28 protein-coding genes and 3 pseudogenes are annotated in these 26,998 nt (G+C 53.7%); 15 read left to right on the top strand and 16 right to left on the bottom strand.

What is annotated here, in order from left to right; genetic code table 11:
- Positions 1-138: 138 nt before the first annotated feature.
- Both OQV00_RS15285 and OQV00_RS15280 read right to left on the bottom strand, forming a co-directional pair.
- The gene (locus tag OQV00_RS15285; RefSeq protein WP_004861077.1) at positions 139-2,073 is read right to left on the bottom strand and encodes an exoribonuclease II; all 1,935 of its coding nucleotides are present in this window, start codon (positions 2,071-2,073) and stop codon (positions 139-141) included.
- 80 nt (positions 2,074-2,153) lie between these two features.
- Positions 2,154-3,311, bottom strand: coding sequence for a carboxymuconolactone decarboxylase family protein (locus OQV00_RS15280; RefSeq protein WP_004861081.1), 1,158 nt, complete (start codon positions 3,309-3,311; stop codon positions 2,154-2,156).
- 158 nt (positions 3,312-3,469) lie between these two features.
- Here OQV00_RS15280 and OQV00_RS15275 point away from each other — a divergent pair, with 158 nt between their 5' ends.
- Positions 3,470-3,706 carry a hypothetical protein gene (locus OQV00_RS15275; protein ID WP_266278928.1) on the top strand — a complete coding sequence of 79 codons (237 nt, stop codon included), beginning with the start codon at positions 3,470-3,472 and terminating at the stop codon, positions 3,704-3,706.
- Here OQV00_RS15275 and fabI read toward each other — a convergent pair.
- Together fabI and OQV00_RS15265 are read right to left on the bottom strand one after the other, a co-directional pair.
- A complete protein-coding gene (gene fabI / locus OQV00_RS15270; protein WP_004861084.1) occupies positions 3,669-4,457 on the bottom strand; it encodes an enoyl-ACP reductase FabI in 789 nt (262 codons plus the stop codon). The two genes, OQV00_RS15275 and fabI, sit on opposite strands and share 38 nt — an antisense overlap.
- 220 nt (positions 4,458-4,677) lie before the next feature.
- Positions 4,678-5,226 carry a HutD/Ves family protein gene (locus OQV00_RS15265; protein WP_015584563.1) on the bottom strand — a complete coding sequence of 183 codons (549 nt, stop codon included), beginning with the start codon at positions 5,224-5,226 and terminating at the stop codon, positions 4,678-4,680.
- Between the two features lie 216 nt (positions 5,227-5,442).
- On the opposite strand from OQV00_RS15265, the gene OQV00_RS15260 reads away from it, so the two are divergent.
- The 6 genes and pseudogenes from OQV00_RS15260 to OQV00_RS15235 all read left to right on the top strand — a co-directional run bounded on the left by OQV00_RS15260 (position 5,443) and on the right by OQV00_RS15235 (position 11,610).
- Positions 5,443-6,300, top strand: coding sequence for a transporter substrate-binding domain-containing protein (locus tag OQV00_RS15260; RefSeq protein ID WP_015584562.1), 858 nt, complete (start codon positions 5,443-5,445; stop codon positions 6,298-6,300).
- A 12-nt stretch (positions 6,301-6,312) separates the two neighbouring features.
- A complete protein-coding gene (locus tag OQV00_RS15255) occupies positions 6,313-7,032 on the top strand; it encodes an ABC transporter permease (RefSeq protein WP_032717294.1) in 720 nt (239 codons plus the stop codon).
- A gap of 9 nt (positions 7,033-7,041) precedes the next feature.
- Complete coding sequence (locus tag OQV00_RS15250) at positions 7,042-7,773, top strand: ABC transporter permease (RefSeq protein WP_032717296.1); 732 nt, start codon at positions 7,042-7,044, stop codon at positions 7,771-7,773.
- A gap of 1 nt (position 7,774) precedes the next feature.
- Positions 7,775-8,569 (top strand): ABC transporter ATP-binding protein, encoded by a 795-nt coding sequence (locus OQV00_RS15245; RefSeq protein ID WP_004861098.1) that lies wholly within the window; start codon positions 7,775-7,777, stop codon positions 8,567-8,569.
- A complete protein-coding gene (locus OQV00_RS15240; protein WP_266278926.1) occupies positions 8,566-10,086 on the top strand; it encodes an HAL/PAL/TAL family ammonia-lyase in 1,521 nt (506 codons plus the stop codon). The genes OQV00_RS15245 and OQV00_RS15240 overlap by 4 nt, the downstream gene beginning before the upstream one ends.
- A gap of 55 nt (positions 10,087-10,141) precedes the next feature.
- A pseudogene (locus OQV00_RS15235) lies at positions 10,142-11,610 on the top strand (purine-cytosine permease family protein).
- Between the two features lie 30 nt (positions 11,611-11,640).
- Here the strand turns inward: OQV00_RS15235 and sapF are convergent.
- Genes sapF through sapC form a run of 3 tightly spaced genes read right to left on the bottom strand, consistent with a single transcriptional unit; the run spans position 11,641 to position 14,334 of the window.
- Entirely contained in the window at positions 11,641-12,450 is an 810-nt protein-coding gene (gene sapF, locus OQV00_RS15230; RefSeq protein ID WP_004861112.1) for a peptide ABC transporter ATP-binding protein SapF, read from the bottom strand.
- 1 nt (position 12,451) lies between these two features.
- A complete protein-coding gene (gene sapD / locus OQV00_RS15225) occupies positions 12,452-13,444 on the bottom strand; it encodes a putrescine export ABC transporter ATP-binding protein SapD (RefSeq protein ID WP_004861115.1) in 993 nt (330 codons plus the stop codon).
- A complete protein-coding gene (sapC, locus tag OQV00_RS15220) occupies positions 13,444-14,334 on the bottom strand; it encodes a putrescine export ABC transporter permease SapC (protein WP_004861118.1) in 891 nt (296 codons plus the stop codon). Before sapC ends, sapD begins: the two co-directional genes overlap by 1 nt.
- 174 nt (positions 14,335-14,508) lie before the next feature.
- Between sapC and OQV00_RS15215 the strand changes: the two genes are divergently transcribed.
- Positions 14,509-15,696: a tyrosine-type recombinase/integrase gene (locus OQV00_RS15215; RefSeq protein ID WP_266278924.1), complete on the top strand. Its 1,188-nt coding sequence runs from the start codon at positions 14,509-14,511 to the stop codon at positions 15,694-15,696.
- Between the two features lie 221 nt (positions 15,697-15,917).
- On the opposite strand, the gene OQV00_RS15205 is transcribed toward OQV00_RS15215, so the two are convergent.
- The 9 genes and pseudogenes from OQV00_RS15205 to OQV00_RS15165 form a co-directional block, all read right to left on the bottom strand.
- Positions 15,918-16,157, bottom strand: a complete 240-nt coding sequence (locus OQV00_RS15205) for a DUF4060 family protein (RefSeq protein ID WP_224262354.1) — start codon at positions 16,155-16,157, stop codon at positions 15,918-15,920.
- A gap of 7 nt (positions 16,158-16,164) precedes the next feature.
- Positions 16,165-16,473, bottom strand: a complete 309-nt coding sequence (locus tag OQV00_RS15200) for a DUF7740 domain-containing protein (protein WP_266278921.1) — start codon at positions 16,471-16,473, stop codon at positions 16,165-16,167.
- Complete coding sequence (locus OQV00_RS15195) at positions 16,473-16,955, bottom strand: hypothetical protein (protein ID WP_104897273.1); 483 nt, start codon at positions 16,953-16,955, stop codon at positions 16,473-16,475. Before OQV00_RS15195 ends, OQV00_RS15200 begins: the two co-directional genes overlap by 1 nt.
- A gap of 34 nt (positions 16,956-16,989) precedes the next feature.
- A pseudogene (locus OQV00_RS15190) lies at positions 16,990-18,148 on the bottom strand (RecT family recombinase).
- Positions 18,111-21,047 carry a RecE family exodeoxyribonuclease gene (locus tag OQV00_RS15185; RefSeq protein WP_266278919.1) on the bottom strand — a complete coding sequence of 979 codons (2,937 nt, stop codon included), beginning with the start codon at positions 21,045-21,047 and terminating at the stop codon, positions 18,111-18,113. Before OQV00_RS15185 ends, OQV00_RS15190 begins: the two are co-directional and overlap by 38 nt.
- Positions 21,048-21,184: 137 nt before the next feature.
- Positions 21,185-21,343, bottom strand: coding sequence for a YdaE family protein (locus OQV00_RS15180; protein WP_099843682.1), 159 nt, complete (start codon positions 21,341-21,343; stop codon positions 21,185-21,187).
- Positions 21,344-21,351: 8 nt separating this feature from the next.
- On the bottom strand, positions 21,352-21,543 hold the full coding sequence (locus OQV00_RS15175) for a DUF1482 family protein (RefSeq protein WP_266278916.1): 192 nt from the start codon (positions 21,541-21,543) through the stop codon (positions 21,352-21,354).
- Positions 21,540-21,653, bottom strand: a pseudogene (locus OQV00_RS15170) (hypothetical protein); the annotation flags it as partial. The pseudogene OQV00_RS15170 and the gene OQV00_RS15175, both read right to left, overlap by 4 nt.
- 272 nt (positions 21,654-21,925) lie before the next feature.
- Positions 21,926-22,339 (bottom strand): helix-turn-helix domain-containing protein, encoded by a 414-nt coding sequence (locus tag OQV00_RS15165; RefSeq protein ID WP_154145340.1) that lies wholly within the window; start codon positions 22,337-22,339, stop codon positions 21,926-21,928.
- Positions 22,340-22,451: 112 nt separating this feature from the next.
- Here OQV00_RS15165 and OQV00_RS15160 point away from each other — a divergent pair, with 112 nt between their 5' ends.
- The 7 genes from OQV00_RS15160 (at position 22,452) to OQV00_RS15130 (ending at position 26,867) form a co-directional block, all read left to right on the top strand.
- Positions 22,452-22,682, top strand: a complete 231-nt coding sequence (locus OQV00_RS15160) for a transcriptional regulator (protein ID WP_154145339.1) — start codon at positions 22,452-22,454, stop codon at positions 22,680-22,682.
- A gap of 2 nt (positions 22,683-22,684) precedes the next feature.
- Positions 22,685-23,221: a toxin YdaT domain-containing protein gene (locus OQV00_RS15155; RefSeq protein WP_266278913.1), complete on the top strand. Its 537-nt coding sequence runs from the start codon at positions 22,685-22,687 to the stop codon at positions 23,219-23,221.
- An 88-nt stretch (positions 23,222-23,309) separates the two neighbouring features.
- Positions 23,310-23,498 carry a ClpX C4-type zinc finger protein gene (locus OQV00_RS15150; RefSeq protein WP_132731225.1) on the top strand — a complete coding sequence of 63 codons (189 nt, stop codon included), beginning with the start codon at positions 23,310-23,312 and terminating at the stop codon, positions 23,496-23,498.
- 14 nt (positions 23,499-23,512) lie between these two features.
- Positions 23,513-24,421, top strand: a complete 909-nt coding sequence (locus tag OQV00_RS15145; protein ID WP_266278907.1) for a DNA-binding protein — start codon at positions 23,513-23,515, stop codon at positions 24,419-24,421.
- A gap of 2 nt (positions 24,422-24,423) precedes the next feature.
- Positions 24,424-25,170 carry an ATP-binding protein gene (locus tag OQV00_RS15140; protein ID WP_266278905.1) on the top strand — a complete coding sequence of 249 codons (747 nt, stop codon included), beginning with the start codon at positions 24,424-24,426 and terminating at the stop codon, positions 25,168-25,170.
- 7 nt (positions 25,171-25,177) lie between these two features.
- Positions 25,178-25,444 (top strand): DUF977 family protein, encoded by a 267-nt coding sequence (locus tag OQV00_RS15135; RefSeq protein WP_266278903.1) that lies wholly within the window; start codon positions 25,178-25,180, stop codon positions 25,442-25,444.
- A 160-nt stretch (positions 25,445-25,604) separates the two neighbouring features.
- Entirely contained in the window at positions 25,605-26,867 is a 1,263-nt protein-coding gene (locus OQV00_RS15130) for a hypothetical protein (protein WP_266278901.1), read from the top strand.
- The last annotated feature ends 131 nt before the right edge of the window (positions 26,868-26,998 follow it).

Here is a 26,998-nt window from a genome sequence, read left to right as displayed (position 1 = left end):
AAAAGAGAAGAGAAAAAAACGCACAACGTAAATCATCTGCGATAGATAGTCAGGAAAACGAGGAAAAACGGGACAATATCAGACAACGCGGGGAAAAAATAAGCGGCCCCCGATAACGGGAGCCGCTGAAGACGGCTATCAGGCGAACGGACGCGCGATGACGCTGCGGGTTTCCATACGGACTTCGGCAATCTTGACGTCGATAACGTCAGTCACTTTGTAGACGGTTTCGCCTTTGATCTGCACGGTACCGTTTTCCTGGCTACAGACCAGCTCATCACGAACGGCGTGCAGGAACGGTGCCGGGATAAAGGCGACGGCGCCGTTATCCACCAGGCGAACGCGCATCCCGCCGCGGCTGATATCGATAATTTCCGCGGCATAGCGCGTATCGGTACCGGCCTGCGGGCTCAGATAACGGGCGTACAGCCAGTCACCAACATCGCGTTCGGCCATGCGGTTCAGGCGACGGCGCTCGGCCATCTGTACGGCAATCTCATCTTGCGGACGCGTTGCCGTTTCACCTTTGATGATCGCTTTCAGCAGGCGATGGTTAATCATGTCGCCATATTTACGAATCGGTGAGGTCCAGGTGGCATAGGCTTCAAGGCCAAGGCCAAAGTGCGGACCCGGTTCGGTGCTGATTTCCGCGTAGGACTGGAAGCGACGAATGCGGCTGTCGAGGAAACCCGACGGCTGGGCATCAAGCTCGCGACGCAGTTTGCAGAAACCCTCGAGGGTCAGCACTTCAACCGGATCAACGTGGACGTCGTGAGTCTTCAGCAACGTTGCCAGCTGTTCGGTGTTGGCCGGATCAAAGCCGGTATGCACGTTATAAACACCAAAGCCCAGCTTGTCGCGCAGAACGCGGGCCGCGCAGATGTTTGCCGCAATCATTGATTCTTCGACAATGCGGTTAGCGATGCGGCGCGGTTCGGCAACGATATCCAGCACCTCGCCTTTCTCACCCAGCACGAAACGGTAGTCAGGACGGTCCTTGAATACCAGCGCATGGGTTTTACGCCATTCGCTGCGGCGCAGGCAGACATCCTGCAGCAGTTTGATCTGCTGAGCGATAGACTCGCTCTCAGGCTGCCAGCTGCCGGTATTTTCCAGCCAGTCGGAGACGTTGTCGTAGGCCAGCTTGGCTTTTGACTCAATAGTCGCGGCGAAGAATTCGATATCGTCTTCAATCGTGCCGTCAGCCGTCAGGATCATGCGGCAGGCGAGGACCGGACGCACTTCGTTGGCGCGCAGAGAGCACAGGTCGTCAGACAGCTCGCGCGGCAACATCGGGATATTAAAGCCCGGCAGATAGTTGGTGAAGGCGCGAATTTTTGCCGCTTTGTCCAGTTTGCTGCCTTCGGCAATCCAGGCGGTCGGATCGGCGATAGCGACGGTCAAATGCAGCTTGCCGTCGGCGGCGGCTTCGACATACAGCGCATCGTCCATATCTTCGGTGCTGGCGCTGTCGATGGTGACGAAGTCCAGCGCCGTTAAGTCACGACGTTCCAGACCTTCATCCAGCAATTCGGTCGCCACGCCGTCCGGGGCTTCTTTTTCCAGATTGTGGCGAGCCAGCGTGACCCACCACGGAACGAAATGATCGTCGCTGAAGGTAATAAACTGGGTTAATTCGGCATAAAAACCGCGGTCGCCTTTCAGCGGATGACGGCGCATTTCAGCAACGGCCCAGTCACCCTCTTTAAAATCATGGCTCACGCTACGGTCGGCGCGGCAGGGAATAGCGTCTTTCAGCAGCGGATGATCGGGAACGATGGACAGTCGGTCATCTTTCTTATGCACTTTACCGACGAAACGGGTCAGGAAAGGTTCAATCAACTCTTCCGGCTCGGCGCTTTCACGTTCTTTTTCAGTGTGGATCACGGCGCTGATACGGTCGCCATGCATCACTTTTTTCATTTGCGGCGGCGGAATAAAGTAGCTTTTCTGCGCATCAACTTCGAGGAAGCCAAAACCTTTTTCCGTCCCCTTCACGACCCCTTCAACACGAGGAGTCTGGGAATGCAGTTGCTGTTTAAGCTGCGCTAGCAGCGGGTTGTCCTGAAACATAATTAGGTATTTTCGTGGCTAAAAGAGCGGCTGACATTTTTACGCGATAATGCCTGTTGCAGCAAGCGATGTTTGGCATTTTACGTCTGTTGACGAACGATGCCGAGGGCGATTTTCAGACGATTCATCCAGCCACACGCTCCGCTCCACGCCAGAATATCGATAATCTGCGCATGGGAAAGCCCCTGTTCAGCGAGGGGCGTTAATTGCGCCGCGCTGAAACGGTCGGGCGCCCGGGTCAAAAGCTGTACCGCCTGCAAGATGACGCGCTCGGTGGGATGGCTTGGTTCCCAGGCTTCTGGCGTACGCTCATCGTGGCGTAATGCATCAGCAAGCTGCGGGGAAACGGATCCGCTTTCGGCCCAGGCGTTAAAACAGCTGGCGCTACCGTTGATGCGCGCGGTCATCAGCGCCACCAGCGAAGCAAAAGGCTGATTTACGCTTAATTGGGTGAGTAATTGATGCTGGGCTTTGAGTATTGTTTCGTGGGCTGCAAGCAGCGGCGCCAGCCCGGACAGGCCAGGATGCGGTAGCCAGTCGGCCAGCAGCACCTGGCGTTCGTCATTGGCATAGCGGAGATCGGTATCGTTGATGTCGGGTGTCCAGGTCAGCTGACCGATCGTAAAATCGTCTGCCGGCGCATCTTCCTGCTGCGGCATTCCCGGCATCCAGCGCACCGGAAAGCCGAGGCCGGCGTGAAACGCGGCAATTGCGCGCGCCTGGAAACCGACAAAACCGACAATCTGATTAATGAGGATCATATCGCGGCTGGTTAACCCGACCTCATCCAGCTGGCTGCGGGAAAGGGTGTTAATGACCGAAGGCGAACCGGCCAGCTGGCGGGCATATTGGGTCATTTGCGCCAGTCGGCGATTGCTCTCACGTGAAGAGTCCGGTCCCGGCAGCGGCGCCAGCCGGGCGGCATAGTGATTACACAGTCGCTGCACGCCATACACCTGAGCGACGGTCAGCGCAGTGCTCAGTCGGTCATAAGCGCTAACGGTTTGTAAGCGATTGACGACGACGGAGGCAGGGAAGAGCGCGTCGGCCAGACATCGCGCTGGCGTCAGCCAGCCCGCATGGGCGTGAAGCCACTCTTCCGGTAACGTCAGATCGAGTAAAAAGCGATCTTCGACATGGGCGGCTTCAGGGACGAGCGGCAGCACATCCACCGGGCAGATTGTTGACTGGGTTTCATGATACCAGTGGTTTTTGCCATACACGCGGCGTTGCTCCATGGGCGTTCCTTGATCGGTATGTGGCGAGCCGCACTTCCGTCGGCCATATATGCATAACTATCCTGGCGTAACCCTGGAGCGGGAGAAAATATTGATACGTGCTAACAAATAGCTGTTTGGAATAACAGGGGTGAATGTAGGTTTCTGGAATGCAGGAAATGCAGGAAATGCAGGAAATGCAGGAAATGCAGGAAATGCAGGAAATGCAGGAAATGCAGGAAATGCAGGAAATGCAGGAAATGCAGGAAATGCAGGAAATGCAGGAAATGCAGGAAATGCAGGAAATGCAGGAAATGCAGGGAAGAACGGGATGCCGCGAAGGCAATCCCTCCTCACGGGGTGAGGAGGGAAAGGAACTTATTTCAGTTCCAGCTCGTTCATTGCCGCGATGCTGAAACCGCCATCGACGTGAACGACTTCACCGGAGATACCGGCAGACAGGTCGGAGCACAGGAAGGCTGCGCTGTTACCCACGTCTTCGATAGTCACGGTACGGCGAATCGGGGTAACCGCTTCGCAATGCGCCAGCATTTTACGGAAATCTTTAATGCCGGACGCTGCCAGCGTACGGATTGGACCCGCAGAGATGGCGTTAACGCGCACGCCTTCCGGACCCATCGCGTTTGCCATGTAGCGCACGTTCGCTTCCAGAGACGCTTTTGCCAGACCCATAACGTTGTAGTTAGGAATCGCACGCTCTGCGCCCAGATAGGAGAGCGTCAGCAGCGCGGAACCCGGGTTCAGCATACCGCGGCAGGCTTTCGCCATCGCCACGAAGCTGTAGGCGCTGATATCGTGAGCGATTTTGAAACCTTCGCGGGTGACCGCGTTGACGTAGTCGCCGTCCAGCTGGTCAGCCGGTGCGAAACCGATTGAGTGAACGAAGCCGTCAAATTTCGGCCAGACTTTAGTCAGTTCAGCGAACAGAGAGTCGATGCTCTCATCTTCAGCCACGTCGCACGGCAGTACGATGTCAGAACCCAGTGCCGCGGCAAATTCTTCCACACGACCTTTCAGTTTTTCGTTCTGATAGGTGAACGCCAGTTCAGCCCCTTCACGGTGCATTGCTTGCGCAATACCGTAGGCGATGGACAGTTTGCTGGCAACGCCAGTGACCAGAATGCGCTTACCGGAAAGAAAACCCATAGCTTTAATCCTTATCGTTATTGCTTATTTTTACTTTAACAATCATGGGGTTAAGGTTGTTATTTCAAAATAACTCAAATTTAGCCGAGAATTATATCCCACTGACGACCCCTTGTGTCACGATATTTTCGTGCCTTAACACGTAATGACGACCAGACACACTCCAGTATATCACCGGATGTCAGGCTCGTTTTACGCCTCTTGCCCGGCGTTGTGCGGGCTAACGACGGGTGATACCGGTCAGCAAAAGCCGGGCATCAGGCGAGAGTGGAATCAGGGCCCCGGGCGACTGGCTCTGCCACCAGAGCCCTGAGCGCGCGTCATAGCGTTCGCCGGCAAGCTGCCAGCATCCCTGAAGTACCCAGGCGATGCCTTCGTTACCGGGATGCTGTTCACCGGAGACCACGCTGACCTGCGCAGCCGCGCGGGTGCGTTGCGTCATAATGTTAAAATCCAGCCCCGGTGCGGAAATGCCTTCGCTACCCAGCGCCCATTCGCCGGAAAATGCCCACGGCTCCCAGCGTCTCAGATGATGATGAATCCCCTCGCCGCGAAGCCAGAGCGGCTGGCCCTCAATTAAGGTAATGATCCGGTCAATGCCGCTGAACCGGGAAAACGGTCCGTCGTGCTCCAGCGTGGCAATGCTGGCTCGCCACAGAAACGGGGCATCGGCGTCAGGCGAGGGCACGCTGACAATTTCGCGGGTTTCGCCGCCGCCGTTTTTCCACGGAGTCCTCGGCAGGGAAGAGAAGTTAAAGGGAGTTATCATCGCAGTTTCACCATCGCTTTGTCGCTTTGTGTAAAGTTTTAGCTACACACAATTTTCAATTCGATTACAAATTATTTACAGTGCAGCTCACAAATCCATCATCAGGAGGGTGTGCTGATTTGTCAATGCTTGTATATACATGCTCTGTCATCTGAATTTTACGTCCGGCTGGCACCGCCAGAGCGGCATGACTTAAATGAAATCAGGAGAATTATCATGAAGCAGAGCATCACTTTTCGCCAGGTCTGTCTGACAACCCTGTTTTCAGGACTTTTGCTCTGCGGCAGTACGGTCAATGCCAAAGAGTGGAAGTCCATCACCATCGCAACGGAAGGGGGTTATGAACCCTGGAACCTGACGCTGCCGGGCGGCAAGCTCAGCGGCTTCGAACCAGAACTGATGGCTAATCTCTGCCAGCGCATGGGCATTGAGTGCAAGCTGGTGGTGCAAAACTGGGACGGGATGATCGCCGGACTCAACGCCGGGAAATACGATGTGATTATGGACGCCATCGTCATCACCCCGGAAAGAAAACAGGTGGTCTCCTTCACGGTCCCCTATGCCGCAACACCGGCGTCATTTATCGCGGTAAAAGGCACGTTGCTGCCGCCGGCGACCGGAGCCAACCACACCATCAAGCTTAACGATGATGAAAAAGAGATTCAGGCGGCGATTGCGCCATTAAAAGCGGCCCTGAAAGGAAAAACGATCGGTATCGCTTCCGGCACCGTTTATACCCCGTTCATCGACAAATACTTCAAAGATGTGGCCGATATTCGTGAATACAGCAATTCAGCGGACGCTATTTTGGATCTCCAGGCCGAACGTATTGATGCCGTCTTCGACGATATTACCTTCGCCAACACCACCCTTGCGCGTCCGGAAAACAGCAACCTCAACTTCAGCGGCCCGCAGCTGAGCGGCCCCATCTGGGGCGAGGGCGAAGCGATGGGCGTTCGTCACGCTGATGTCGATTTAAAAGCGAAGCTGGATACCGCGATTCAGGCCGCGCTGGCGGACGGAACGGTGAAAAAGCTGAGCGAAAAATGGTTTAAAAGCGATGTCACGCCATAAGTGAGGTTGAAGATGCTTAGTCTGCTGAGTTTTGGTGAGAACGGTTGGGGAACGCTCATCCTGAGCGCGACGCTGACCACGCTGCTGCTGTCTCTCGCCGCGTTAGCGGTCGGCGCCGTGGTCGGCGGCATGATTGCCGCAGCAAAGCTGTCGCCACACGCCCCCGTGCGCTGGTTCGGCTCCGCCTATTCGGTGGTATTCCGCGGCATTCCTGAGCTGCTGGTCATTTACCTGTTCTATTTTGGCGGGTCTGGACTGGTCTCGGCGATTGGTCAGCTGTTTGGCGCCGACGGCTTTATCGAGGTCCCGCCGTTTCTGATTGGCTCGCTGGCTATCGGCTTAATTTCCGCCTCTTATCAGGCTGAAGTTTACCGCGCGGCGCGCCTGGCGCTGATGCCCGGTGAAGTCGAGGCGGCATCGGCAATCGGCATGCCGCGCTGGCGGATTTTTCAGCGCATCATGCTGCCGCAGATTGCCCGCTATTCGCTGCCTGGGTTGTCAAACGTCTGGCAGATGAGCCTTAAAGATTCGGCGCTGGTCTCGGTGACGGGGATTGCGGAGCTAATGCGCGCCAGCCAGATCGCCGCTGGCTCCACCCGCGAATACTTCCTGTTCTATGTGATTGGCGGCGGCTGCTACCTGATACTCACCCTGGTGTCCAACCGGGCGTTTATTCGGGCGGAACTTCGCCTGAATCGCGCCTGGCTGCGCCGTACCGCGGCTCAGGCTTAAGGAGAATTTATGTTTATCGACGTTGCCTTTCTCAGCGATACCTTCCTCAAGCTCTGTGCCGCGCTGCCGGTCACGCTGGGGCTGTTTATCTGCTCCTTTCTCTGCGGCGGCGTACTGGCGGTGGGGGTTCTGGCGCTGCGCATGAGCCGCTGGCCGCTGCTCAGCAATGTTGCCAAAGGTTACATTCTGGTGTTTCGCGGTTCGCCGCTGCTGATCCAGCTGTTTCTTATCTATTACGGGCTGGGGCAGTTTGGCGTGATTCGCCACAGTTTTCTGTGGCCGCTGCTGCGCGAGCCGTTTATCTGCGCGGTGCTGGCGCTGGCGCTGTGTACCGCCGCCTACACCGCGGAAATCCTGCGCGGCGCGCTGCTGGCGGTGCCCTCTGGCCAGATTGAAGCCGGACAGGCATGCGGGATGTCCCGTTTTCTGCTGCTGCGCCGCATCATCGCCCCGGTGATGCTGCGCTATGCGCTGCCGGCCTACTCAACCGAGGCGATTTTGCTGGTGAAATCCACCGCGCTGGCCAGTCTGGTGACGGTGTGGGATGTGACCGGCGTGGCGCAGCAAATTATCCAGAGAACCTACCGGACGATGGAGGTCTTTCTCTGCGCCGCGGTTATCTATTTGCTGCTCAACTTTATCATCGTACAGCTTTATGCGCTGCTTGAGCGTCGTCTGACGCCGCATACCCGGCAAACCCCGGCCACCGTCGCACTCAAACCGGCCGCCAAAGGAGAATAGTATGCACGATCCCCGTCCCGTGACGCTGTCCGTCAGCGATATCCATAAATCCTTTGGTTCACTTGATGTGCTGAAGGGAATTTCTATCCAGGCGCAAAAAGGCGATGTGATCTCGATTCTGGGCGCCAGCGGTTCAGGTAAGAGTACGCTGTTGCGCTGCATCAACCTGCTGGAAACACCCGATGCGGGCGTGGTCAGCGTGGGGGGTGAAACCATTGAGATGAAACACCATGCGCGCGGCCACCGTTTAGCGGCCAACCCTAAGCAGATCGAACGTCTGCGTTCGCGGCTGGGGATGGTGTTCCAAAGCTTTAACCTGTGGTCGCATATGACGGTGCTGCAAAACGTGATTGAAGGGCCGCATTACGTCCTCAAACGCAGTAAGCAGGAGTGCATTGAACAGGCGGAGCAGCTGCTCGATCGCGTCGGCATGTTGAACCGCAAGGATTTTTACCCGGCCCAGCTCTCGGGAGGTCAGCAACAGCGCGTGGCAATAGCCCGGGCGCTGGCGATGGATCCGGAGGTGATGCTCTTTGATGAGCCGACTTCGGCGTTAGATCCGGAACTGGTGGGCGAAGTATTAAAAGTGATGCGCAGCCTGGCGGAAGAGGGGCGCACGATGCTGGTGGTCACGCATGAGCTAGGCTTTGCCCGCCATGTCTCCAACCGCGTGGTGTTTATGCATCAAGGCACGATTGATTGCGACGGCGCGCCGGAGGCGCTGTTCGGCGCGCATGGGTCGCCGCGTTTTCAACAGTTTATTTCCAGCCATCACCAACCAGGACAATCCGTATGAACCAACAGGTGCTGTGGGGCGACGCCCCGTTATGCTGGCAGGAGGTTGTGCAGGTCGCCAGAGGCCAGGCGCAGCTGGCGCTCAGCGCCGGCGCCTGGGAGCGCATCGCACAGGGGCGAGCGATTGTTCAGCATATTATCGACGCGGGGCAGATAGCCTACGGGATTAATACCGGCCTCGGAGCCTTGTGCAATATCACTCTGCCTGAAGAGCAGCTGAGCCAGCTATCGCGCAATACGCTGTTGAGCCACGCCTGCGGCGTCGGCCCTCTGCTGGACGACGCCCAGACGCGGGCCATTATGTGCGCCGCCGTCGCCAACTACAGCCATGGTAAGTCCGGGATTTCCTGCGCCATCGTGCAACAGCTGCTCGCCTTCCTGAATCAGCAAATCACGCCGCAGGTGCCTTCGCAAGGTTCGGTGGGCTATCTGACGCATATGGCGCATATCGGTCTGGCGCTGATGGGGATCGGCGAGGTGAGCTGGCAGGGGCGGGTGGTTCCTGCTGCCGAAGCGCTGGCGCAGGCGGGACTATCCGCCATTTCGCCGGGGGCAAAAGAGGGATTAAGCCTGGTCAACGGGACGCCGTGTATGACCGGAATGGCCTGTCTGGCCCTCGACGACGCCAGCCAACTGCTGGACTGGGCCGACGTCACCGGTGCGATGAGTTTTGAAGCGCTGCGCGGACAGATCGTGGCGTTTGACGCCGAGATCCTGGAATTGAAGGCCAGTCCTGGCATGCAGCACAGCGGCGCCCGATTACGCCAGCTGCTCGCCGACAGTCCACTGTTGAGCGTCAGCCAGGGGATACGTACCCAGGATGCGCTCAGTCTGCGATCTATGCCGCAGGTACACGGCGCCTGCCGCGATCAGTTCGATCATGCCGAGCGGCAAATTAACACCGAGCTGAACGCCTGTACGGATAATCCCTTGATTCTCGGCACCCTCGAGAACTGGCGAGTGGTATCGCAGGCGCATCCGCATGGGGAATCGGTCGCCATGGCCTGTGATGTGCTGGCGATTGCGATGGCCGAACTGGGCGCGATTGCCGAGCGGCGTCTGGATCGCCTGGTCAACCCGTTAATCAGCGGCCTGCCGGCGTTCCTGGTGGCCAAACCCGGGGTGAACTCCGGGATGATGATCGCCCAGTACGTCGCGGCCTCGCTTTGTGCGGAGAACAAGCAGCTGGCGCAGCCGGCGGTGCTTGATAATTTTGTGACCTCGGCGCTGCAGGAAGATCACCTGAGCCTGGGGACCGGCGCGTCGCTCAAGCTACAGCGCCTGCTGGCCAACCTGTATCAAATTATGGCGATCGAGTATCTGCTGGCCGCTCAGGGGCTGGAGTTTCATGCTCAGGACATGCTGGCAGCCGGCACGCGTCACGCGCTGGCGCTGCTGCGACAGCGCGTGGCGACATGGGAAGACGATCGCTGGCTGGCGCCAGAAATCGCCAAAGCGGTGGCGACCATCAAAAGCCATCGGGCTGACTGGATGGCATCGCGCCTGAACGGTCAATAGCAACAGAATAAGAAAATAAAACACAACAATAACAATAATCTATAGCGAGGAAATAATGTCTTCTTTTTCACCAGCCGACCGGCAGTCAACCCAGCGCGAACAGGGGTTAACGGAAACGCGGTCGATCGATTATATTCCTGACCGCGAACGCCACGGGCATCCCTTTAGCCAGTTTACGCTGTGGTTCGGCGGTAATCTGCAGATTACCGCCATCGTCACCGGTGCGCTGGCGGTAATCTGCAGATTACCGCCATCGTCACCGGTGCGCTGGCGGTGGTGCTGGGGGGCGATGTTGTCTGGTCGCTGATTGGGCTGTTGGTGGGGCAGGTGCTTGGCGCGGCGGTGATGTCCCTGCATGCGCTACAGGGGCCGCGCCTGGGGTTGCCGCAGATGATCATCAGCCGGGCGCAGTTTGGCGTGTTTGGTGCCGTGGTGCCGCTGGTGCTGGTGTGCGTGATGTATGTCGGCTTTTCGGCCAGCGGTACCGTACTGGCCGGTCAGGCAATGGCAAGGCTGCTGTCGATCTCTGACGTGGCCGGCATGTTGTTGTTCAGCGCGATTATTATTGTGATTGCCGTGCTGGGCTATAGGGTCATCCATAAGCTGGGCAAAGTGGCGAGCGTGGTCGGGGTGCTGGCGTTTGTCTATCTGTTCGTGACGCTGCTGCTGTCCGCCAATCTGCCGGCGATCGCGCAGAATAACCATTTTTCTCTGCCGATGTTTTTACTGGCCGTGTCGTTATCATCGTCGTGGCAGATTGCATTCTGCCCCTACGTTTCCGATTACTCTCGCTATCTGCCGCGCAATGTCTCGGGCGCGAAAACGTTTTTGTGCGTCTTCAGCGGTACGGTGCTGGGGACTCAGGCATCGATGACGCTAGGCGTTCTGACGGCGGCTATCGCCGGCAGCGCGTTTTCCGGCCATGAAGTGAGCTTTATCGTCGGGTTAGGCAAAAGCCAGCTGATGGCGATGGTGATTTACTTTGCGATCTGCTTTGGCAAAATCACCTTTACCACCCTGAACGCCTACGGCAGCTTTATGTCGCTGAGCACCATCGTTTCCGGATTTCGCCGTCAGGCTTCGCTGTCGAAGCGGGCGCGTATTCTCTTCGTGGTGCTGATGGTGGCTATCTCATGCGTGATTGCGTTGTTGAGCGAGCCGGCGTTCTTAAAGAACTTCACCCATTTTCTGCTCTTCCTGCTGGCGTTTTTCGTTCCGTGGAGCGCCATCAGTCTGACCGACTACTATCTGATTTCCGCAGGCGCCGTGGATATTCCCGCGCTCTCCGATCCGCAACAGCGTTACGGATACTGGAACATCTACGCGATTGTCGTTTATGTGGCCGGCGTGCTTATCCAGCTGCCGTTTATTGAGAACCCGCTGTATCACGGCTCGCTGACGTGGCTGTTTGCCGGCAACGATGTCTCCTGGATTATCGGCTGGTTCGGGACCGGGGCTCTTTACTACGCGCTGCGTCGTTTTGATCGTCGCGTGCTGCCGACGCAGAGCGTGTTCCCGGACTAGAGCCGATGGAGCTGCTGCCGGCGCGGACGGTTATTTACCGTCTTTGCGCCAGGCATCGGCGGTCAGCGCCTCGCCAAAGTGGCCGGCAATCAGACGTCGGGTGAGGTCGTGCAGCGGTGACGCCAGCACATCGGCAGTACTGCCGCGCTCGACGACCTCGCCCTGATGCATCACCAGAACCTGGTCGCTGATATGCTTCATCATCCCCAGATGCTGGGTCACGTAGATATACGAAATCCCCTGTTTCTCCTGTAACTCCAGCATCAGGTTGATCAGCTGCGAACGCATTGACATATCCAGCGACGCCAGGGCTTCATCACAGATGATCACTTTCGGACGCAGAATCAGCGCGCGCGCGAGGCCCAGACGCTGCTTCTGGCCGGGAGCCAGCATATGTGGATAGTAGCTCACGTGGTCCGGCAGCAGGCCGACCATTCGCAGCGTCTCAATAATCTGCTTCTCCCGCGCCTCTGGTTCGAGGTCGGTATTCAGGCGCAGCGGGAAGTCGAGGATCTGCGAAATACGCTGCCGCGGGTTCAGCGAGGTCGACGGGTCCTGAAAGATCATGCGGATACGCTGACTGCGGAAAGAGTAGTCGCCAAACGTCAGCGGATGATCGTCAATCAACAGCTCGCCGGATGTCGGTTCGATCATGCCCGCCAGCATTTTCGCCAGGGTCGATTTTCCTGAACCGTTCTCGCCGATAATCGCCAGCGTCTGGCGTTCGCGCAGCGTAAAACTGAGCGGTTTCACCGCTTCCACCATCTGACGACGAAACCAGCCGGTACGGTAGCGAAAGGTCTTACTCAGATTACGGACTTCGAGCAATGTTTCGACCATTTCACTCTTTCTCCATGTTTAGCGGGAAATGACAGGCATACAGATGCGTTCTGGCTCCGGTCAGGCGCGGCGTTTCAATGCATTCACGCTGCGCGTAGGGGCACCGCGGTCCAAGACGGCAGCCGATCGGCAGCTGCTCGAGCAGAGGGATGGCTCCCGGCAGCGTATTCAGGCGGCTTTTATGCGGGAGCGCGCTGCCAAAATCCGGGATCGCGCGGATTAATGCCTGGGTATACGGATGATGAGGCGTTGTCACCAGCTCTTCGCTGGGCGCCGTTTCTACCGTTTGTCCGCAGTACATGACATTGATTTTATCCGCCCATTTGCTGAGCATCTGCATATCGTGGCTGATCAGCAAAATGGTGGTGTTATTGTTCTGATTCAGACGCGTAAGCAGGCGGATGATTTGCGCCTGGGTTGTCGGTTCCATGGCGTTGGTCGGCTCATCGGCGATCAGCAGACGCGGCTGGTTGGCGAGGGCGATGGCAATCATCACCTTCTGACACTCCCCGTCGGTTAATTCGTAGGGAAAACTGCGCATGGCGTCTTTGTGATCTTTAATCCCGACACGATGCAGCAGTTCGATGGCCCGGCGTTTTCGCCAGCCGATACGCTGCCACCAGCGGCCTTTAAAGGTCCAGCCGGGGATATTCTGCATTAACTGCAGGCCGATACGCTCCGACGGATCGAGACAGGACTGTGGCTCCTGAAAAATCATCGACACGTTGTGGCCAATCAGCTTGCGGCGTTCGCGGCTGGAAAGGCGTAAGAGATCGATATCATCGAAACGCATACGGTCGGCGGTGACCCGCCAGTTGTCTTTGGTGACGCCACAGATCGCTTTGGCAATTAAACTTTTACCGGAGCCGGATTCGCCCACCAGGCCGCGAATCTCACCTTCCGCAAGGGTCAGGCTGACGCGGTCGACGGCTTTGACCCAGCCCTCGTTGGTTTTGAACTCAATGGTCAGGTTGCGAATATCAAGTAACGGCATTATTCCACCCCGGCGATAATGGCGCGGCGGATCCCGTCGCCCAGCAGGTTGACCAACAGGACGCTAATCATAATCGCCGCACCGGGCAGCATTACCGTCCATGGCGCGACGTAAATCAGCTCCAGCGCGTCGCCCAGCATCGCCCCCCATTCCGGGGAGGGAAGCTGGGCGCCGAGGTCGAGAAAGCCCAGGGCAGCGATATCGAGAATCGCCATGGATAATGCGCGGGTGATCTCCGTGACCAGCCCGGAGGCGATATTCGGCAGCACCGCAAACCAGAGAATATTTAATGTCGACGCGCCGTCGAGACGGGCGGCGATGACGTACTCTTTTTCCAGCTCATCATGCACCATGCTGTAGACCGAACGCACGATACGCGGCAGCAGCGCCAGCCAGACGGCGAACATCGCGTGGCTCAGATGCGGCCCGGCGAAAGCCACGACAATAATGGCCAGCAGCAGCGACGGAATCGACAGCAGGGTATCGAGGATATGGTTCAACATCGCCGACAGTAGGCCATGGGTTGAGCCGGCGACGACGCCGAGCACCAGGCCAAACAGCGTCGCCGCGAAGGTGACGACAAAAGCGCCGCCGACGGTCGGCGCCGCGCCGCTCAGCAGACGGCTCAATACATCGCGACCGAGATCGTCGGTCCCGAGGAAGAACGACACTTCGCCATAGCGCGACCATGACGGCGGCAACAGCTGGTAGCCAAGAAACTGCTGATCGATACCATAAGGGGCAAACCAGCCGCCGAAGACGCACAGCAGCACCAGACCCGCGCAGCCGTACAGGCCGATCATCGCAGTCGTGTCGCCGTAGAATTTTCGCCAGACGGTACGCAGCGCCCCGGGCGGACGCTTTTCCAGATACACACTATCGTAGGGCATATGAATCCGTTTTATATTCGTTAATCATGCTTTACGTCTTTTTAATGTTTCCGCTTACCTAGCGGCTTTGCCGCTCATTCTTGCTTTAAATCTGTTTAGTACGGATAACCTTGATGGTTCTCAATTTACAGAAAATGTGTACACTCATGTGTATATCTTCTTCGGAATGTACACATGCTTACTGACACCAAGTTAAGAAAGGCCCTTGGCAAGAAAAGAGACAAAATTGATGTCATTTCAGATGCTCACGGATTGAATGTAAGGTTATCTATAACCGGCAGTATAACATTCTTTTATCGCTACAGATGGAACGGCAAGGCCGTACAGCTGACGATTGGTGAATATCCGAGCGTATCATTATCTCATGCAAGGGAACGCAGACAGCAGTTCAGATCCTGGCTGGTGGAAGGTTTGGACCCAAGACGTCAGGCCGTGCTGGAAAAGCAGAAAAAAATCGATGCGATAACTGTCAAAGAAGCTTTCGATTACTGGGAGAAGTATTACTGCATTCCCGAGGGGATAGTCAAAATCAAGGTTAATCGCCGGGACTTTAACAATCACATTAATCCCGTTCTGGGAAATATGATCGTTGACCAGACAACTAAGGCGCACTGGCTGAGTCTTTTTGATGGTATGGGTAGACGGGTTGTTACTGGACAAATGCTTGGGTTGATGCAGCGAACGTTCCGCTTCTGCTCTAATCGAGGGGTGATTAACATTAACCCTATTGAAACCCTGAGGCGCTCCGATGTCGGGCTTACCGCCGCCGTCAAAGATCGAAAATTAAGTGATGAAGAAATCAAAACCCTCTGGAATGCTCTTCCTGAGATGAAGGACAGGCAACAGCTGATCATGAAGTTTCTTATTATGACCGGCTGCAGAAGCACTGAAATAAGGACAGCAAAGTGGGAGTGGTTTGATTTCCGCGATCGAACATGGACTATCCCGGGCAGCGATTACAAAACCGGGAAATCGGTTAGAAGGGCTTTGCCTGAGGCGGTGGTCAAAATGATGGCGTCCTACAAAGAATCATCCGTATCGACTCATGTCGTTACAGTGTCACGATACAAAGGACCAGAGGATGACAGACCTCCACTTCAGCCAAATGTGGCTTTATTTTCAGCTCAGATAATCGCCAAAACAGGTATGAAATCATGGTCGCTCCATGACCTTAGAAGAACAATCGCGACGCGCCTTTCAGAATTAGGCGCGCCCCCTCATGTTATTGAGAAATTGCTTGGACATCATATGTCCGGAGTCATGGCACGCTATAACCTGCATGATTACCTGGATGATCAGAGGCATTGGTTAGCCGTTTGGCAGAGTCATCTGGAAACCCTGATTGGTCAACCTCTGGTTTGATGCCAACGTTTTCCTCCCATGCGAGTAGGTCTGATAGTCTCCACCTTTTTGGGCTGCCATTTATCCTTGGCTTCGGGAACGGCTGAGAAAAAAATGAAGGCATACGAGAAGGGGTGCTCCAGAAATACAACGTGCTGCGAGAAATTTTGTATCTGGACAAAACGTCGCTAGTTATCAAAATCTCATCAGGCGCTTGCGAAGTGTTATTCATGATTTCTCTCTTAGTTGCATTGTCCTGGAAGGTGCCGCAGTCTGCGAGCACAGTTCATGGCCGTCGCCACGTAGCTGCATTTCCGGTTCACGACTTCAACGGTGATTTTTGAGCCCTCAACGATGACCGTATAAGTCCGTTTCGTCTTCTGGCGTCCGTATGCGCCGTATAGTTCTACGTGCTTAGCGAGTGCCGCGTCACAAGCCTGACGGCCGAGTGGGGATTGTTTGCTTCGGTTTATTAGTCGCATGCTCACCTCACACAAAGACGTCAACGGGGTCGCCGGCAGCGCGAGCGTTATCGTTCGCTTCCCGGCGGAGCCCAAGCACGTAACCAACCGGATCCCAACTGGACAGAATGGCGTTGAGTTCTTTCTGGCTATGCCAGGTAGTCAGACGCTTTTTCAGTTCAGTGGCGCAGGCGCGTACATTCGCCCGGGTGGGACCGGCCATCTTCATGCAAAGGCACAGCGTCAGCAGCAGATCCGAATACTCATCAGCTGCTGCGCGTAACGCCGCAGGGTTAATGCTGGCTTCAATTTCAGGTAAACGATGTTTGAGGCTCATTAGTATTCCCCCCAGCTATAAGTTGACGCTATCGGACCTGGACCCGCGGCCGCCACAAAACCGGTATCTTCAGGCAGTTTTTCAACCGTGCACCGATATCCACCAACAATCATCCCCGCTTCACGCAACCCCAACAGGCACATTTGAACTGTTTCAGCCGTAAGCTGGACCTTCTCAAGTTGATACATTTTCCGGTACACGAAAGCGCGTAAGGCCTCTTCCCGGGTGTAATGATAACGTGAGCGATCGGCACCCTTCAGGCAGCGTTTTACGTGATATTTTTGATTCTCTTTCCGGCCACCAGTGCGATACTGAATAAGCTGATCAGAGGTCATGTTCGGCATATCTTCGCAGTGCCAGAAGGTTTTCTCCGTCTCACGAATGATGACCCGTTTCCAAAGAGTTACGACCGGGCGGCCTTCTCCATCGTGACCATCGTCGTAGCGGTAGCAGTATTTTTTACCGTCAGTAATTTTCGTCATATCGTCACCGGGAGGGCGTACCCTCCCGCCTCCCTTAGCCCACGTATTCCGGTTTCATGTCATCCAGGGTGATGCGGAACTGGTCGTACAGTTCGTCACCGAGATTGCGTTTAGCGGCGGTGAGAGTATTTTCAGCTTTTGAAAACAGCTCTGCGGCTTCTGGGTCTCCAGAGTTGGGAATGGAATTGATCGCGGCTTCCACCTTATTTCGTGCATCAACCATGAAATAACGCTGCACGGCTTTACCTTTCAGCTCGGTGAACAGGACGGTACCGAGGACTGCTTTCTCTTTATCTAGGTCTGCCCGGATAGCTTTCGCTGCATCAACCGATTCGGCGCGCTCAATGCGGTCACGGAAATCATCCTCCAGGGAATCAATGTTGAGACCTGATTCCTGAGCGCTGGTGGTGATGTCTGCTCCGCCGGTGATCTCTGCCACAGACATTCTCTGTACTGGCGCCGGGTTGATTTCACGCTCGGTGCGTTGCTCCACCTCGTCCGGGCTGTAAACGCCAAGGATTACTTCCGGGCAGTACAGGCGAGCCCAATATTTCACTCCCAGATAGGCAATCTGTTGCTTAGGATTGGAAACCCAGAGAGGGGAGTTGCGGGTCACGATCCCGGAAAGGTAAAGAGGCTCTCCCCAGGTAATTTCGGATTCACCGCGAAGGATGGCACCAACCTGAATGAACAAACCGATCTCGTCTTCATCCGTCCATCCACGCACGCGCTCGGTGACATTATATTTCCCGTTTTTACCGTGCTTTTCTCTTGTGATTTCCTGCGTCCTGGTGCAGCGCTCCCAGTCGCCGCCATAACGGTAGTGGAACCGCCCATGAATGGCGCTGGAGCTGGCGATTACCGCGTTGACAAGCTGGGCTTCGTATCCGAGAACGCCGTTCACCAAATGAGTTTTTTGCGCGACTGCATAGGGATTCATACCCCATTGCATTGCCTGCATAACGATCGCCATGCAATCTGCAGGTTTACCGGCAAGGTGTGCGGGCACCGTAACCTGAGAATCTGCCATCAGGTTCGCGAATGCAGTCAACTGGCCCAATGCCTGCACGTTAAAGATGGCGTTACTGGCAGATATCGTGTTTGGAGCCTGCTGTTCAGCAGTAACAATGTTAGTGTTTTCCATAGTGTTTCCCCTTATGCCTGTACACGCAGCGCTTCGAGACGGCGCACATCAAAATCGTTGAGCTCTTCGGCGTAGTCTTCGGTGATCGGCGCCGGCCATTCTCCAGTGTCGAAACCGTTCGCGATGGCGCGCATCGCTTTACGGTATTCGAGCATCCCCAGTTCCAGCAATTCGGCCGATGCTTCGATGATGGCGATCCAGTGGTAGTTCTCGTCTTTGTTGACGAAGATCCAGAAGAACTGGTCAAGCGCTGCGGTTTCGCAGTACATAGCCGCGCTCAGGTGGTAATCGCGCTCAATGATTTCTCTGTGCAATTTCGCGCGCAGGCCTTCCTGCTTGATGTTCCACATGCTTATGGTTTTCAGGTCGGCACCGATACGCGGGCCGCCCATGTCGATCTCAAGGTCAGGGCGCACACGAATTTCCAGCCCGGTTTCCTCATCAATACCGAAATAGCTCACCTCGACGGCTCGGCTCGGGTGCGTCAGCAACTTACCGGCGGTCGGGTGATTAAGGAGGGCTTTCTGAATGGCTAACGCCGTAGCCAATTGCTGACGGGTAACCAGCACTTTTGCTTCGGGGTTATCGCGCCAGGCATCCAGGAGTTCGTCGGCAAATACTGCGTCCGGATTTACCGACTTAACGGACTGCATCAGATCTGCTTTGGTACCCGAGACTTTCAGTGGTTGTGGCTTCTGGGCTTCCTGCGCGACGAGGTCAGGGTTAATAATTGCCAGTTGTTCCAACAGAGCATCGCGGCTGCCGCTGGTTTTAACCTGAGCTGGAAGAGTGGCGTTGTACTCTTTGATGCAGGCCTTCATTTTTGCTGCGGTGACTTTCTGGCCTTCTTCTACGCGCTGAAATTCAGCAGGCAGGGTCATGTAGTTTTCACCTGTTTGGGTAACGTCATCACCCAAAGGAACTGGCTGCGGTAGGGTGGCGTTGTGAGCTTCCAGCAATGTTTTGATATCGTCAGCGCTCAACAGCGCCGGTAGGGCGGCGTTGTACTCATCGATAAAAGAGCGGATCGTTGCGGTGGTGGTGAATGCACCTTCCGGGATCTCAGGTTCGACACTGAACTCTTTATCCATGTCATCAGGCTGCAGTGCCAGTGCATGCACCAGGTTACCCATATCCAGTACCGGGGAATGCACCTTCTGAATAGTTCTGGAAACGTGGCGTGCTTCGAAATACATCAGCGATATACGGGCATCTTTCACCATCGTCGAGCTGGTGCCGTTCGCCGCGTGATAAACCTCATTCGGCACGCCTTCATAACGGCCTGGCTCGAAATATTCCGGCCATGCTGGCGCTGCGGATACCTGTTCGGTTTCTGCGTTAACTTCTTCGACAGATTCACCGGCAGTGCTCGCGAGCTCCTGGTCTTTTAAAACGGCGGCGGCCAGTTCAGGGCAGCGCTCAGTCATTATTTTTTGTGCGTCTACGGCATTTGTTTGCGGAGCAGCTGCATCAGCGCTTTCGCTCGTTGATACCGGGTTATCATTTTTGCCTTCGACCTCGACAGTCGTTTCCATCTGCACATTGCTGGTGGCCTCTTCTTTAGTGCTCGTTGGGGCAGGAGAGGCCATTAGGCCTTCAATGGAGAACATGCCGCCGCCAAGGTTGGCGACTTGCGGGTGCTGTGTTTTTGTAAGGTCTTCTCGTACCCATTTGGGATCATTAGGGTCGCTGATGCCTTCAACATATTCACCACGATCAGCAGCGAGCTGGCGGCCAAAATCATCAACGGCGTTACTTTCTGGCGAGTGACACGCAGCATTTACGGTTTCAGCCTTCGGTTTGTCGTGTTGAGACTCCGTCAGATTCGCGTTGATGTACGTCCGGAGGCTGGTCGGGAAATGATGGACGTCAGCATGCGCGCCGCGGATCAGCGCAAAAATCGATGCGCGGGAATAATCCAGAATACCTGGCGTGCTGCGCAGCGCTGCCGACCACTCCTTCCACGGGCTTTCTTTGGCTTTGATACTGTCTTTTGCGCGACGATGAACTGAAACCGGGAAATCGTAGATGTCGAAATCCATTGGGAGCGTGGCCAGTGCAATCTCCTGATCCAGAGTATCCAGCGTATGCTCATAATCCGGGTTGCGATCTGTAGCAATGCCGCCGCCAGCGTTCGCACCCGCGTCGGTCCGCTGAATCAGTGATGTCCGGTTTCCGGCCGCCCACTCTTTTACCAGAAGGCCGCGATCAATATGCGGGGTGGCCATCCAGGTATTCAGGAACTGAATCAGCAAGCCAAGCTCCGTGCGTTTATCAGACGGGAACACTTTTTTTACGGCATCGGTCAGTCGCCACAGATTGGCCGTGGTGAGATTGTCAATCTCAGTAATATTACGCGCCGCCAGCAGCAGGTTCTGGATATAACTGTTATCGGTATCCATCTCCAGTGTGCCGATTTGGATCCGTTGTTCCTGGGTAACGTGATGCGTAAGGGCATCACTGATAAGCTGCGAGATGATGCGCTGAGGTTTACGCAATTTCACCACCGGGTAGAGAGTGCTGCTGTCGTCGAATTCAGTGATATCGGAATTGTCATCGCCGGACTGAATGCCAACAACTTCACCGGTCGTTGTATCGACACCATCGACGATGACAGCTTCATCGTCAGACGTCGTTTCTTCCTGGTGAAATCCGTCGGCCGGAACAGCGCCCGCCTTCAGTTGCCAGGTGCGACCGTCGTCGGCGAGTTCGTAACGTGTGCACCATTCGAAATCAAGCACGCCCTCAGCCGGCAGGTCGTTAAACACAGGGAAATCGGTGCGGATTGGCTTCATATAGTCATGACCGCGGCCGGTTTCGATACCAGCATCTTCCAGATCGACGTCGAGCTGCAGGTTCGCGCGGGATTCAGATTTCGCAGTGCGCCAGATAACGCCGTCAGGCTTGCCTGATTTTTGAGTGGCCTTTATCAGATTAAAAAATTCCATGTCGTAGCCTCGATTTTGGATGTTAGAATCCACGGGCCATTGATAGCGCCCATTGGGTGTTCATTGGTTTTGGGTAATTTCCGGTGGAACTTTGGTCGGTGTCACCGGACGTACAGCCCGCTTCGGCGGGTTTTACGTTATGCCTCGTTAGCCATGGCGTCGTATTCGCCACAACGTTTCGAGCAATACGTTCTTTCTCGTGGCGCCAGCTGCGCGCCGTGAATGATCAGGATGGTCATTTTTACTTCCTGGCCCTCCTCGATCTGTTTGCGGCAGTACGCACATTTCTTCTGCATTACTCCTCCTACATCTGCGCCGTGAATCCGGCAGGGTGCTCTTCCAGCAGTCCTTTAAGTGGGTAACACTCACCTTTTACGTCCTGCTCAGCTGCTGCGCTCTGACAGGCCTTCTCACTCTCATACACACCCAGTAAAACTTCCTGCGTACCTCCAACTGTCATGCTGATGGAAAGCACCAGGGCAAACATCGTGCTCATGATGGATCGCCTTTCTGTGCGAGCAGATAACACATCCGGCGGATGAACGCGGTCACTGGGCCCAGTTTGACGGCCTGCTGACGAGCGGGTTTGCGTGCGAAATCAATCATTGGAAAAACTCCCACAGTGCGCAGATAAGCGCAGTCCAGATTAAGAGCCCGATAAATGCCGAAATGATCATGGCTCTGATGCCTTTCTTACTCATTTCAACCTCAGCCATTACGTGGCCAGCGGAACGTTTATCACCTGACAACAATGCGTCTGTTGTCGATGAGGTGAAATTACAACGAATAGTTTCATTAGTCAATGCATTGAAACTAAAATTATAAAATGAAGGCAAAAGAAAAGCCGAGCAATGTCGGCTTTAGGGGATTTGGTGGGCTTAATCTTGGATGTTTTTTATGAGGTCGTTCACATCATCTCTTAAAGATTTCAGGTCTCTGAGTACTCCCTTAGCATGGAGTATTAGCCGCAATTTCTCTGCTTCAGGAAGTTGATTGAAAATTGAGAGAAGAACTTCCTCTGTTTCATCCAGTTTTCGGGGGATATCTAGCTGGGCATTAAGATCGGCATCATCTGAATCGGGAGCCATAAAAAACCAATGTTCTGGCTTTCCTGTCGCATCAGATAAGGCCTTAAGCTTTTCGCCTCTTGGGGCAGATGTACCTTTTGCCCACTTCTGAACCGCCTGCGGCGTGATATTTACGCGACGGGCTAAATCGGAAAGATTCCAACCTAAATCAGCAACCGCTTGGTTGAGCCTGTAGGCAAAAATTTTATGGGTCTTAGTATTCATAAAATTCATTTTACAACCCCAAGTTTCAGAAGTAACTGAAACAATTTGATGTAATCATGTTGAAACTTTCTGTTTCAGTCTGTATTCTTCTTCCTAACACTAGGGGGGAGAAATGAATCAACAACTCAAAGAGAAAGTTAAATCAATTACCACACAGACAGCACTAGGTGAGGCCATGGGGATTTCTTCACAAGCCATAAGTCGATGGATGAATTCAGGAAAAGTCCCGACCTCGAGGGTTAGAGCTCTTTGCCAGTTTTTAAACTGGGAAGTGACACCTCATGAAATCGACCCTGAGGCTTACCCGAACCCCACCGACGGCCTGCCGAAACAGGAAAACTGACCATGCAAACACTTTCCTTTCAACAAAGTACCGGATTCAACGCCGGTGCTCTGATAAAGCGAAATCAGCCGAGAGCGGCTGAGCATGACAACATTCGCTCTGCCGTTCGTGCCTGGTCATCGGTTGCAGGACAGGATGTTGTCTCCGCATACATCATCGAAGAATGGCGCCAGCAGGGCGGCGAGGGCATCGATTTTCCTGAAGACCTCAGCCGGGCGCGGCAGAAGCTCTTTCGCTATCTGGATAACCCGGCCGAATCGGAAAAGTACCGCGAGCATGTGTGCCAGCTGACACCTGCCATTCTGGCCGTTCTTCCTCTGGAATACCGTCACCGCCTTCTACCCGAAGACAATTTTATGTCTCGCCTGGCTCGTCTGGAGAAAGAGACCAGCGAAGCAAAGGTGGCTGTTGCTATGGGAGCTCCGCGCCATCAAAAACTGAAAGAGCTCAGTGAGGGAATTGTCGAGATGTTCCGGATTGATCCGGAGTTGACGGCGCCACTTATGGCCATTGTGACTTCGATGTTGGGGGGCATGTAATGCGTAAGGCCAAAAAAGACGAAAGCCGCGGTGCTGTAACACCAACGGCTCTCAGGTGCAAAAACGAAGAGGTAATTGCGAGGTAAGTATGTCAGGAACCAATGTTGAGGTAAACATCCAGCCAACTCACAGGTGTTCTTTCTGCGGGATGACCAACATCGAGGTTGCGGGAGTTCTAATAGCTGGACCCGGAGTCTCTATCTGTCAGAAATGCGTCTTTATGTGCGTCGATATGGTTTTTAAACACGCCGAAAAGACCGATAAGCCAACGTCATAAGTTCAGGAGTATCTATGCGTGACTATGCAACAGTCGCACCGCAATTCTGGCTAGGGAAAACCGGCCGCGAACTGCGGAAAAAAGGCGCTGAAGCGCAGGTGGTCTCGTTCTATCTGATGACCTCGCCACACGCAAACATGCTCGGATTGTATTACCTGCCAATTCTCTATATCGCCCATGAAACAGGATTGGGCTTAGAAGGGGCTTCGAAGGGGCTTAAAAGCTCCATAGAAGCGGGGTTTTGTAGCTATGACGAGGACACAGAGATGGTCTGGGTGCATGAAATGGCCGCCTATCAGGTAGGCAAGGCATTAAAACCAGGTGATAACCGCTGCGCAGGGGTACGGAGTGAGTATGCGTCACTTACAGAAAACTATTTCCTTTCAGCATTTTATGAACGTTATAAAGATGATTTTCATCTGAGTATCAAACGTGAAACGCGCCAAATTTTAGAAGGGGCTTCGAAGGGGCTACGAAGCCAAGATCAGGAACAGGATCAGGAACAGGAACAAGATAAGGATCATTTGGGGCATGGCGGTGCCACACCCCCAGACGACGAATCTTCCGATGATGCTCCAGCCGAAAAGCCGAAAAGCAGTTACTCGGAAGAGTTTGAACTTGCCTGGAAGGAATACCCAAAACGCGCCGGAGGCAATAGCAAGGCCGACGCGTTCAAAGCCTGGACTGCCCGAATTAAATCAGGCGCAACAGTGCAGGAACTTACCGATGGCGTCCGACGATATGCGGGTTACGTCGCTGCTGCCGGAAAACTCAATACCGAGTACGTGAAACAGGCATCCACGTTTTTTGGCCCCTCAAAGCATTATGAGGAGCAGTGGAGCTTTGAAGCACCAACTGGAAAACGGGATCCGAACACAGTGTCCCAGCCTAGCAAGACAATCCCTAAAGGGTTCAGGGGGTAGCGATGAAAAATATTGGAACCGGCGGTGTGATGGCCCGCCTGCAAAAAATTATTCCAGCCGGGGTTCAGCCAAAGTTCGGCAGCGTCGACGAGTGGCGAACCTGGCAGGAGTCTGAAGGCCGGAAGCGCTGCGAGGAACTGGAGCGTGAAAACCAGAAGACTCGCGCTGAGAAAATTTTTGGGCGCGCGGGAATACAGGATCTGCATCGCAGCTGTACGTTCGCAAATTATCAGGTGAACGACGATGGCCAGCGGCGGGCATTAACGTTGGCAAAAAGTTACGCGCAGAACTTCGGCGACGGGTTCACCAGTTTTGTCTTCAGTGGCAAGCCGGGAACCGGGAAAAACCATCTGGCCGCGGCGATCGGTAATTACCTGCTTCAACGCGGGCATACCGTCCTGGTGGTCACCATACCTGACTTGATGCTACGGGTTCGTGAATGCTACGACACCGGAAAATCGGAAGCGGAGTTGCTGGACGACCTTTGCCGGGTTGACCTGCTGGTGCTCGACGAAGTGGGCATTCAACGCGACAGCCGAAACGAGAAAGTCATTCTGAACCAGGTCATTGATCGCCGGCTTTCTTCGATGCGACCTGTGGGCATTTTGACGAACCTGAACCACGCGGATCTGTGCGCCACCCTAGGCGACAGAGTTATGGATCGGTTGCAGATGGATGGCGGGATCTGGGCCAATTTTGACTGGGATAGTCACCGCAAAAACGTGCGCCATGTGCGCGTTGTGAAGTGAGGAAATTATGGCTAACGAATCGCGCGAACAACAGCAGGCGAGCGTTCAGAAAATCATCGAGCTGACTCTGGCGAGAGGCCGTCTGACGGTCAAAGAGGCGTGCGCCGAGCTGCATATGTGCCGAGACTCCGTCGGTAAACATTTTCGTGCTGCGGCGCGGTCCAGAAAGGTCATTCGCTATGGGCGTCTGGGATTGTTCCGCGACCAGCGTACGGTCATCGATTTTGACCTATGCAGATATGACTATCGAAAGAATGCAGGAGCAGCCAAATGAGCAGTTCACCAAACGCACATTGCATTCGTTGCTAAGAAGTTGAGTTTAAAAGCCGCTGTGACTCTAAAATGCAGTTTAGCTAACAACATAGCGGCATTTTCCTGATATATTTAAGGTTAAGATTTAAAACACGTAAATTTGAAGGAATGGTAGATCTCTTATGAATTATTTACAGCAATTCAAATGTCTTGTTTGTGACACAGTTATTGATGCGAGAATAGGAATGTCTAATCGCGATATACAGCCATTCCAATTTGCATGTCCAAATTGCGAAAATAGTATAACTTTTACGATCGGAGTTGAGGAACCAACATTTAACGGTGCGGAACCTATAGAGACTAAAAATTTTGGAAGTGTAAATCCATTCATTGATTTGCATTTGGACTTCCCAGTTGGATTTGGAAAATATGAAATAGGGAAAACTGCATTTTTGAAAGTAACAAGGGCAATAGGTCAAGAAAATTATTTAATGTTGAACTCTCGCCTTGATGGTATGAATTATATCTATAAATACCGTGATAAGCTTCAGCGAGTTATAACTCAATACAAACAAGGCAACTACAATACTTTTAGTAATATAATGAAAGAGTTGCCTACTTTAAAGAAGCCTCGTTCCTTGAAAATACAAGATATACTTTCAGCACTCTATACAGCAACCTCTGTAATGTCATTTCCTTTCACAATACATGCACACAATGCTGAAATTAGTGAAGAGATGCCTAAGTTTCTTCATCATATACAGCAAAGTAATCGCAAGCAACTTAATGATTTTTTGGATGATATTATAAAAAGTGAATTCCTAAAAAGTCTACATTTTGATTGTTTGAGTCTTTACCCGAAAATGCTTGACTTTGAACTTCCATCACGCCCAGCCCTTTATTATGACTATGATAAACAAACAGATTTGTCTTTGATTCCAGCTAGAGTTTCTACTGCTGAATTCGATGATTGCAATAATTTTTACAAGGATTTGTCCGAAGTGTTTTCTAGACAGTTGGTAATAGTGGCTGGGTTAAATAACTTGCTTAAAAGAGGTGATTATAATAATTTTGACAATTCTGTGAGATTAAATAAAAAAGGCGATTTAATAAAAGGTTTTTCAAGTCTAAATGAGTATGCAAATATTGATATAGGTGCGAAAATTAATGGTTTAGATGATAGTTTTTATTTGGTTGATATGAGTGCGCTAGACAATCAATTGAGGAATGGTATTGCTCATTATAAATATGAGTATAAAGAGTCAACACAGAACATTACCTACTACTATGCCAAGGAAGGAATGGGGCGTACAAAGTATAACGAACTAAGTTTCATGGCATTTACACGAAAGTTATTATTGTTATTCCGTGAGGTACATAGTATAAATCATATTATTAAAACGCTTTACTTTTACTGTATTTTCATTGCGAAAAAGAAAGTTTGAGCACCAAAAATTTGTGAGGTCACTCTCACTCTTTTGATGAGGGGGGGTGACATTTCTTTCAGTATTATATTTCTAAACCTCAGCCTGAAGAAATTGTACCCTAGATTGCATTCAGGATTCCTGCATGTGGT

Origin of the sequence: Klebsiella sp. DY2415 (assembly GCF_026314315.1) — a bacterium.
Lineage (GTDB): Bacteria > Pseudomonadota > Gammaproteobacteria > Enterobacterales > Enterobacteriaceae > Klebsiella > Klebsiella ornithinolytica.
The sequence above is the reverse complement of the archived record's forward strand: the minus strand, read 5'-3'. Positions and strand labels throughout refer to the sequence as shown.

What these genes read in the sequence shown, in the direction of transcription:
- OQV00_RS15135 (WP_266278903.1), top strand. Translation starts at nt 25,178, where the DNA reads ATGGCTAACGAATCGCGCGAACAACAGCAGGCGAGCGTTCAGAAAATC.
- OQV00_RS15195 (WP_104897273.1), bottom strand. Translation starts at nt 16,955, where the DNA reads ATGACGAAAATTACTGACGGTAAAAAATACTGCTACCGCTACGACGAT.
- OQV00_RS15140 (WP_266278905.1), top strand. Translation starts at nt 24,424, where the DNA reads ATGAAAAATATTGGAACCGGCGGTGTGATGGCCCGCCTGCAAAAAATT.
- sapC (WP_004861118.1), bottom strand. Translation starts at nt 14,334, where the DNA reads ATGCCCTACGATAGTGTGTATCTGGAAAAGCGTCCGCCCGGGGCGCTG.
- sapF (WP_004861112.1), bottom strand. Translation starts at nt 12,450, where the DNA reads ATGGTCGAAACATTGCTCGAAGTCCGTAATCTGAGTAAGACCTTTCGC.
- OQV00_RS15205 (WP_224262354.1), bottom strand. Translation starts at nt 16,157, where the DNA reads ATGCGACTAATAAACCGAAGCAAACAATCCCCACTCGGCCGTCAGGCT.
- OQV00_RS15155 (WP_266278913.1), top strand. Translation starts at nt 22,685, where the DNA reads ATGCAAACACTTTCCTTTCAACAAAGTACCGGATTCAACGCCGGTGCT.
- OQV00_RS15255 (WP_032717294.1), top strand. Translation starts at nt 6,313, where the DNA reads ATGCTTAGTCTGCTGAGTTTTGGTGAGAACGGTTGGGGAACGCTCATC.
- OQV00_RS15275 (WP_266278928.1), top strand. Translation starts at nt 3,470, where the DNA reads ATGCAGGAAATGCAGGAAATGCAGGAAATGCAGGAAATGCAGGAAATG.
- OQV00_RS15215 (WP_266278924.1), top strand. Translation starts at nt 14,509, where the DNA reads ATGCTTACTGACACCAAGTTAAGAAAGGCCCTTGGCAAGAAAAGAGAC.
- OQV00_RS15160 (WP_154145339.1), top strand. Translation starts at nt 22,452, where the DNA reads ATGAATCAACAACTCAAAGAGAAAGTTAAATCAATTACCACACAGACA.
- OQV00_RS15145 (WP_266278907.1), top strand. Translation starts at nt 23,513, where the DNA reads ATGCGTGACTATGCAACAGTCGCACCGCAATTCTGGCTAGGGAAAACC.
- OQV00_RS15180 (WP_099843682.1), bottom strand. Translation starts at nt 21,343, where the DNA reads ATGCAGAAGAAATGTGCGTACTGCCGCAAACAGATCGAGGAGGGCCAG.
- OQV00_RS15200 (WP_266278921.1), bottom strand. Translation starts at nt 16,473, where the DNA reads ATGAGCCTCAAACATCGTTTACCTGAAATTGAAGCCAGCATTAACCCT.
- OQV00_RS15130 (WP_266278901.1), top strand. Translation starts at nt 25,605, where the DNA reads ATGAATTATTTACAGCAATTCAAATGTCTTGTTTGTGACACAGTTATT.
- OQV00_RS15280 (WP_004861081.1), bottom strand. Translation starts at nt 3,311, where the DNA reads ATGGAGCAACGCCGCGTGTATGGCAAAAACCACTGGTATCATGAAACC.
- OQV00_RS15185 (WP_266278919.1), bottom strand. Translation starts at nt 21,047, where the DNA reads ATGGAATTTTTTAATCTGATAAAGGCCACTCAAAAATCAGGCAAGCCT.
- OQV00_RS15250 (WP_032717296.1), top strand. Translation starts at nt 7,042, where the DNA reads ATGTTTATCGACGTTGCCTTTCTCAGCGATACCTTCCTCAAGCTCTGT.
- OQV00_RS15150 (WP_132731225.1), top strand. Translation starts at nt 23,310, where the DNA reads ATGTCAGGAACCAATGTTGAGGTAAACATCCAGCCAACTCACAGGTGT.
- OQV00_RS15260 (WP_015584562.1), top strand. Translation starts at nt 5,443, where the DNA reads ATGAAGCAGAGCATCACTTTTCGCCAGGTCTGTCTGACAACCCTGTTT.
- OQV00_RS15240 (WP_266278926.1), top strand. Translation starts at nt 8,566, where the DNA reads ATGAACCAACAGGTGCTGTGGGGCGACGCCCCGTTATGCTGGCAGGAG.
- OQV00_RS15175 (WP_266278916.1), bottom strand. Translation starts at nt 21,543, where the DNA reads ATGAGCACGATGTTTGCCCTGGTGCTTTCCATCAGCATGACAGTTGGA.
- OQV00_RS15265 (WP_015584563.1), bottom strand. Translation starts at nt 5,226, where the DNA reads ATGATAACTCCCTTTAACTTCTCTTCCCTGCCGAGGACTCCGTGGAAA.
- OQV00_RS15245 (WP_004861098.1), top strand. Translation starts at nt 7,775, where the DNA reads ATGCACGATCCCCGTCCCGTGACGCTGTCCGTCAGCGATATCCATAAA.
- fabI (WP_004861084.1), bottom strand. Translation starts at nt 4,457, where the DNA reads ATGGGTTTTCTTTCCGGTAAGCGCATTCTGGTCACTGGCGTTGCCAGC.
- OQV00_RS15165 (WP_154145340.1), bottom strand. Translation starts at nt 22,339, where the DNA reads ATGAATACTAAGACCCATAAAATTTTTGCCTACAGGCTCAACCAAGCG.
- OQV00_RS15285 (WP_004861077.1), bottom strand. Translation starts at nt 2,073, where the DNA reads ATGTTTCAGGACAACCCGCTGCTAGCGCAGCTTAAACAGCAACTGCAT.
- sapD (WP_004861115.1), bottom strand. Translation starts at nt 13,444, where the DNA reads ATGCCGTTACTTGATATTCGCAACCTGACCATTGAGTTCAAAACCAAC.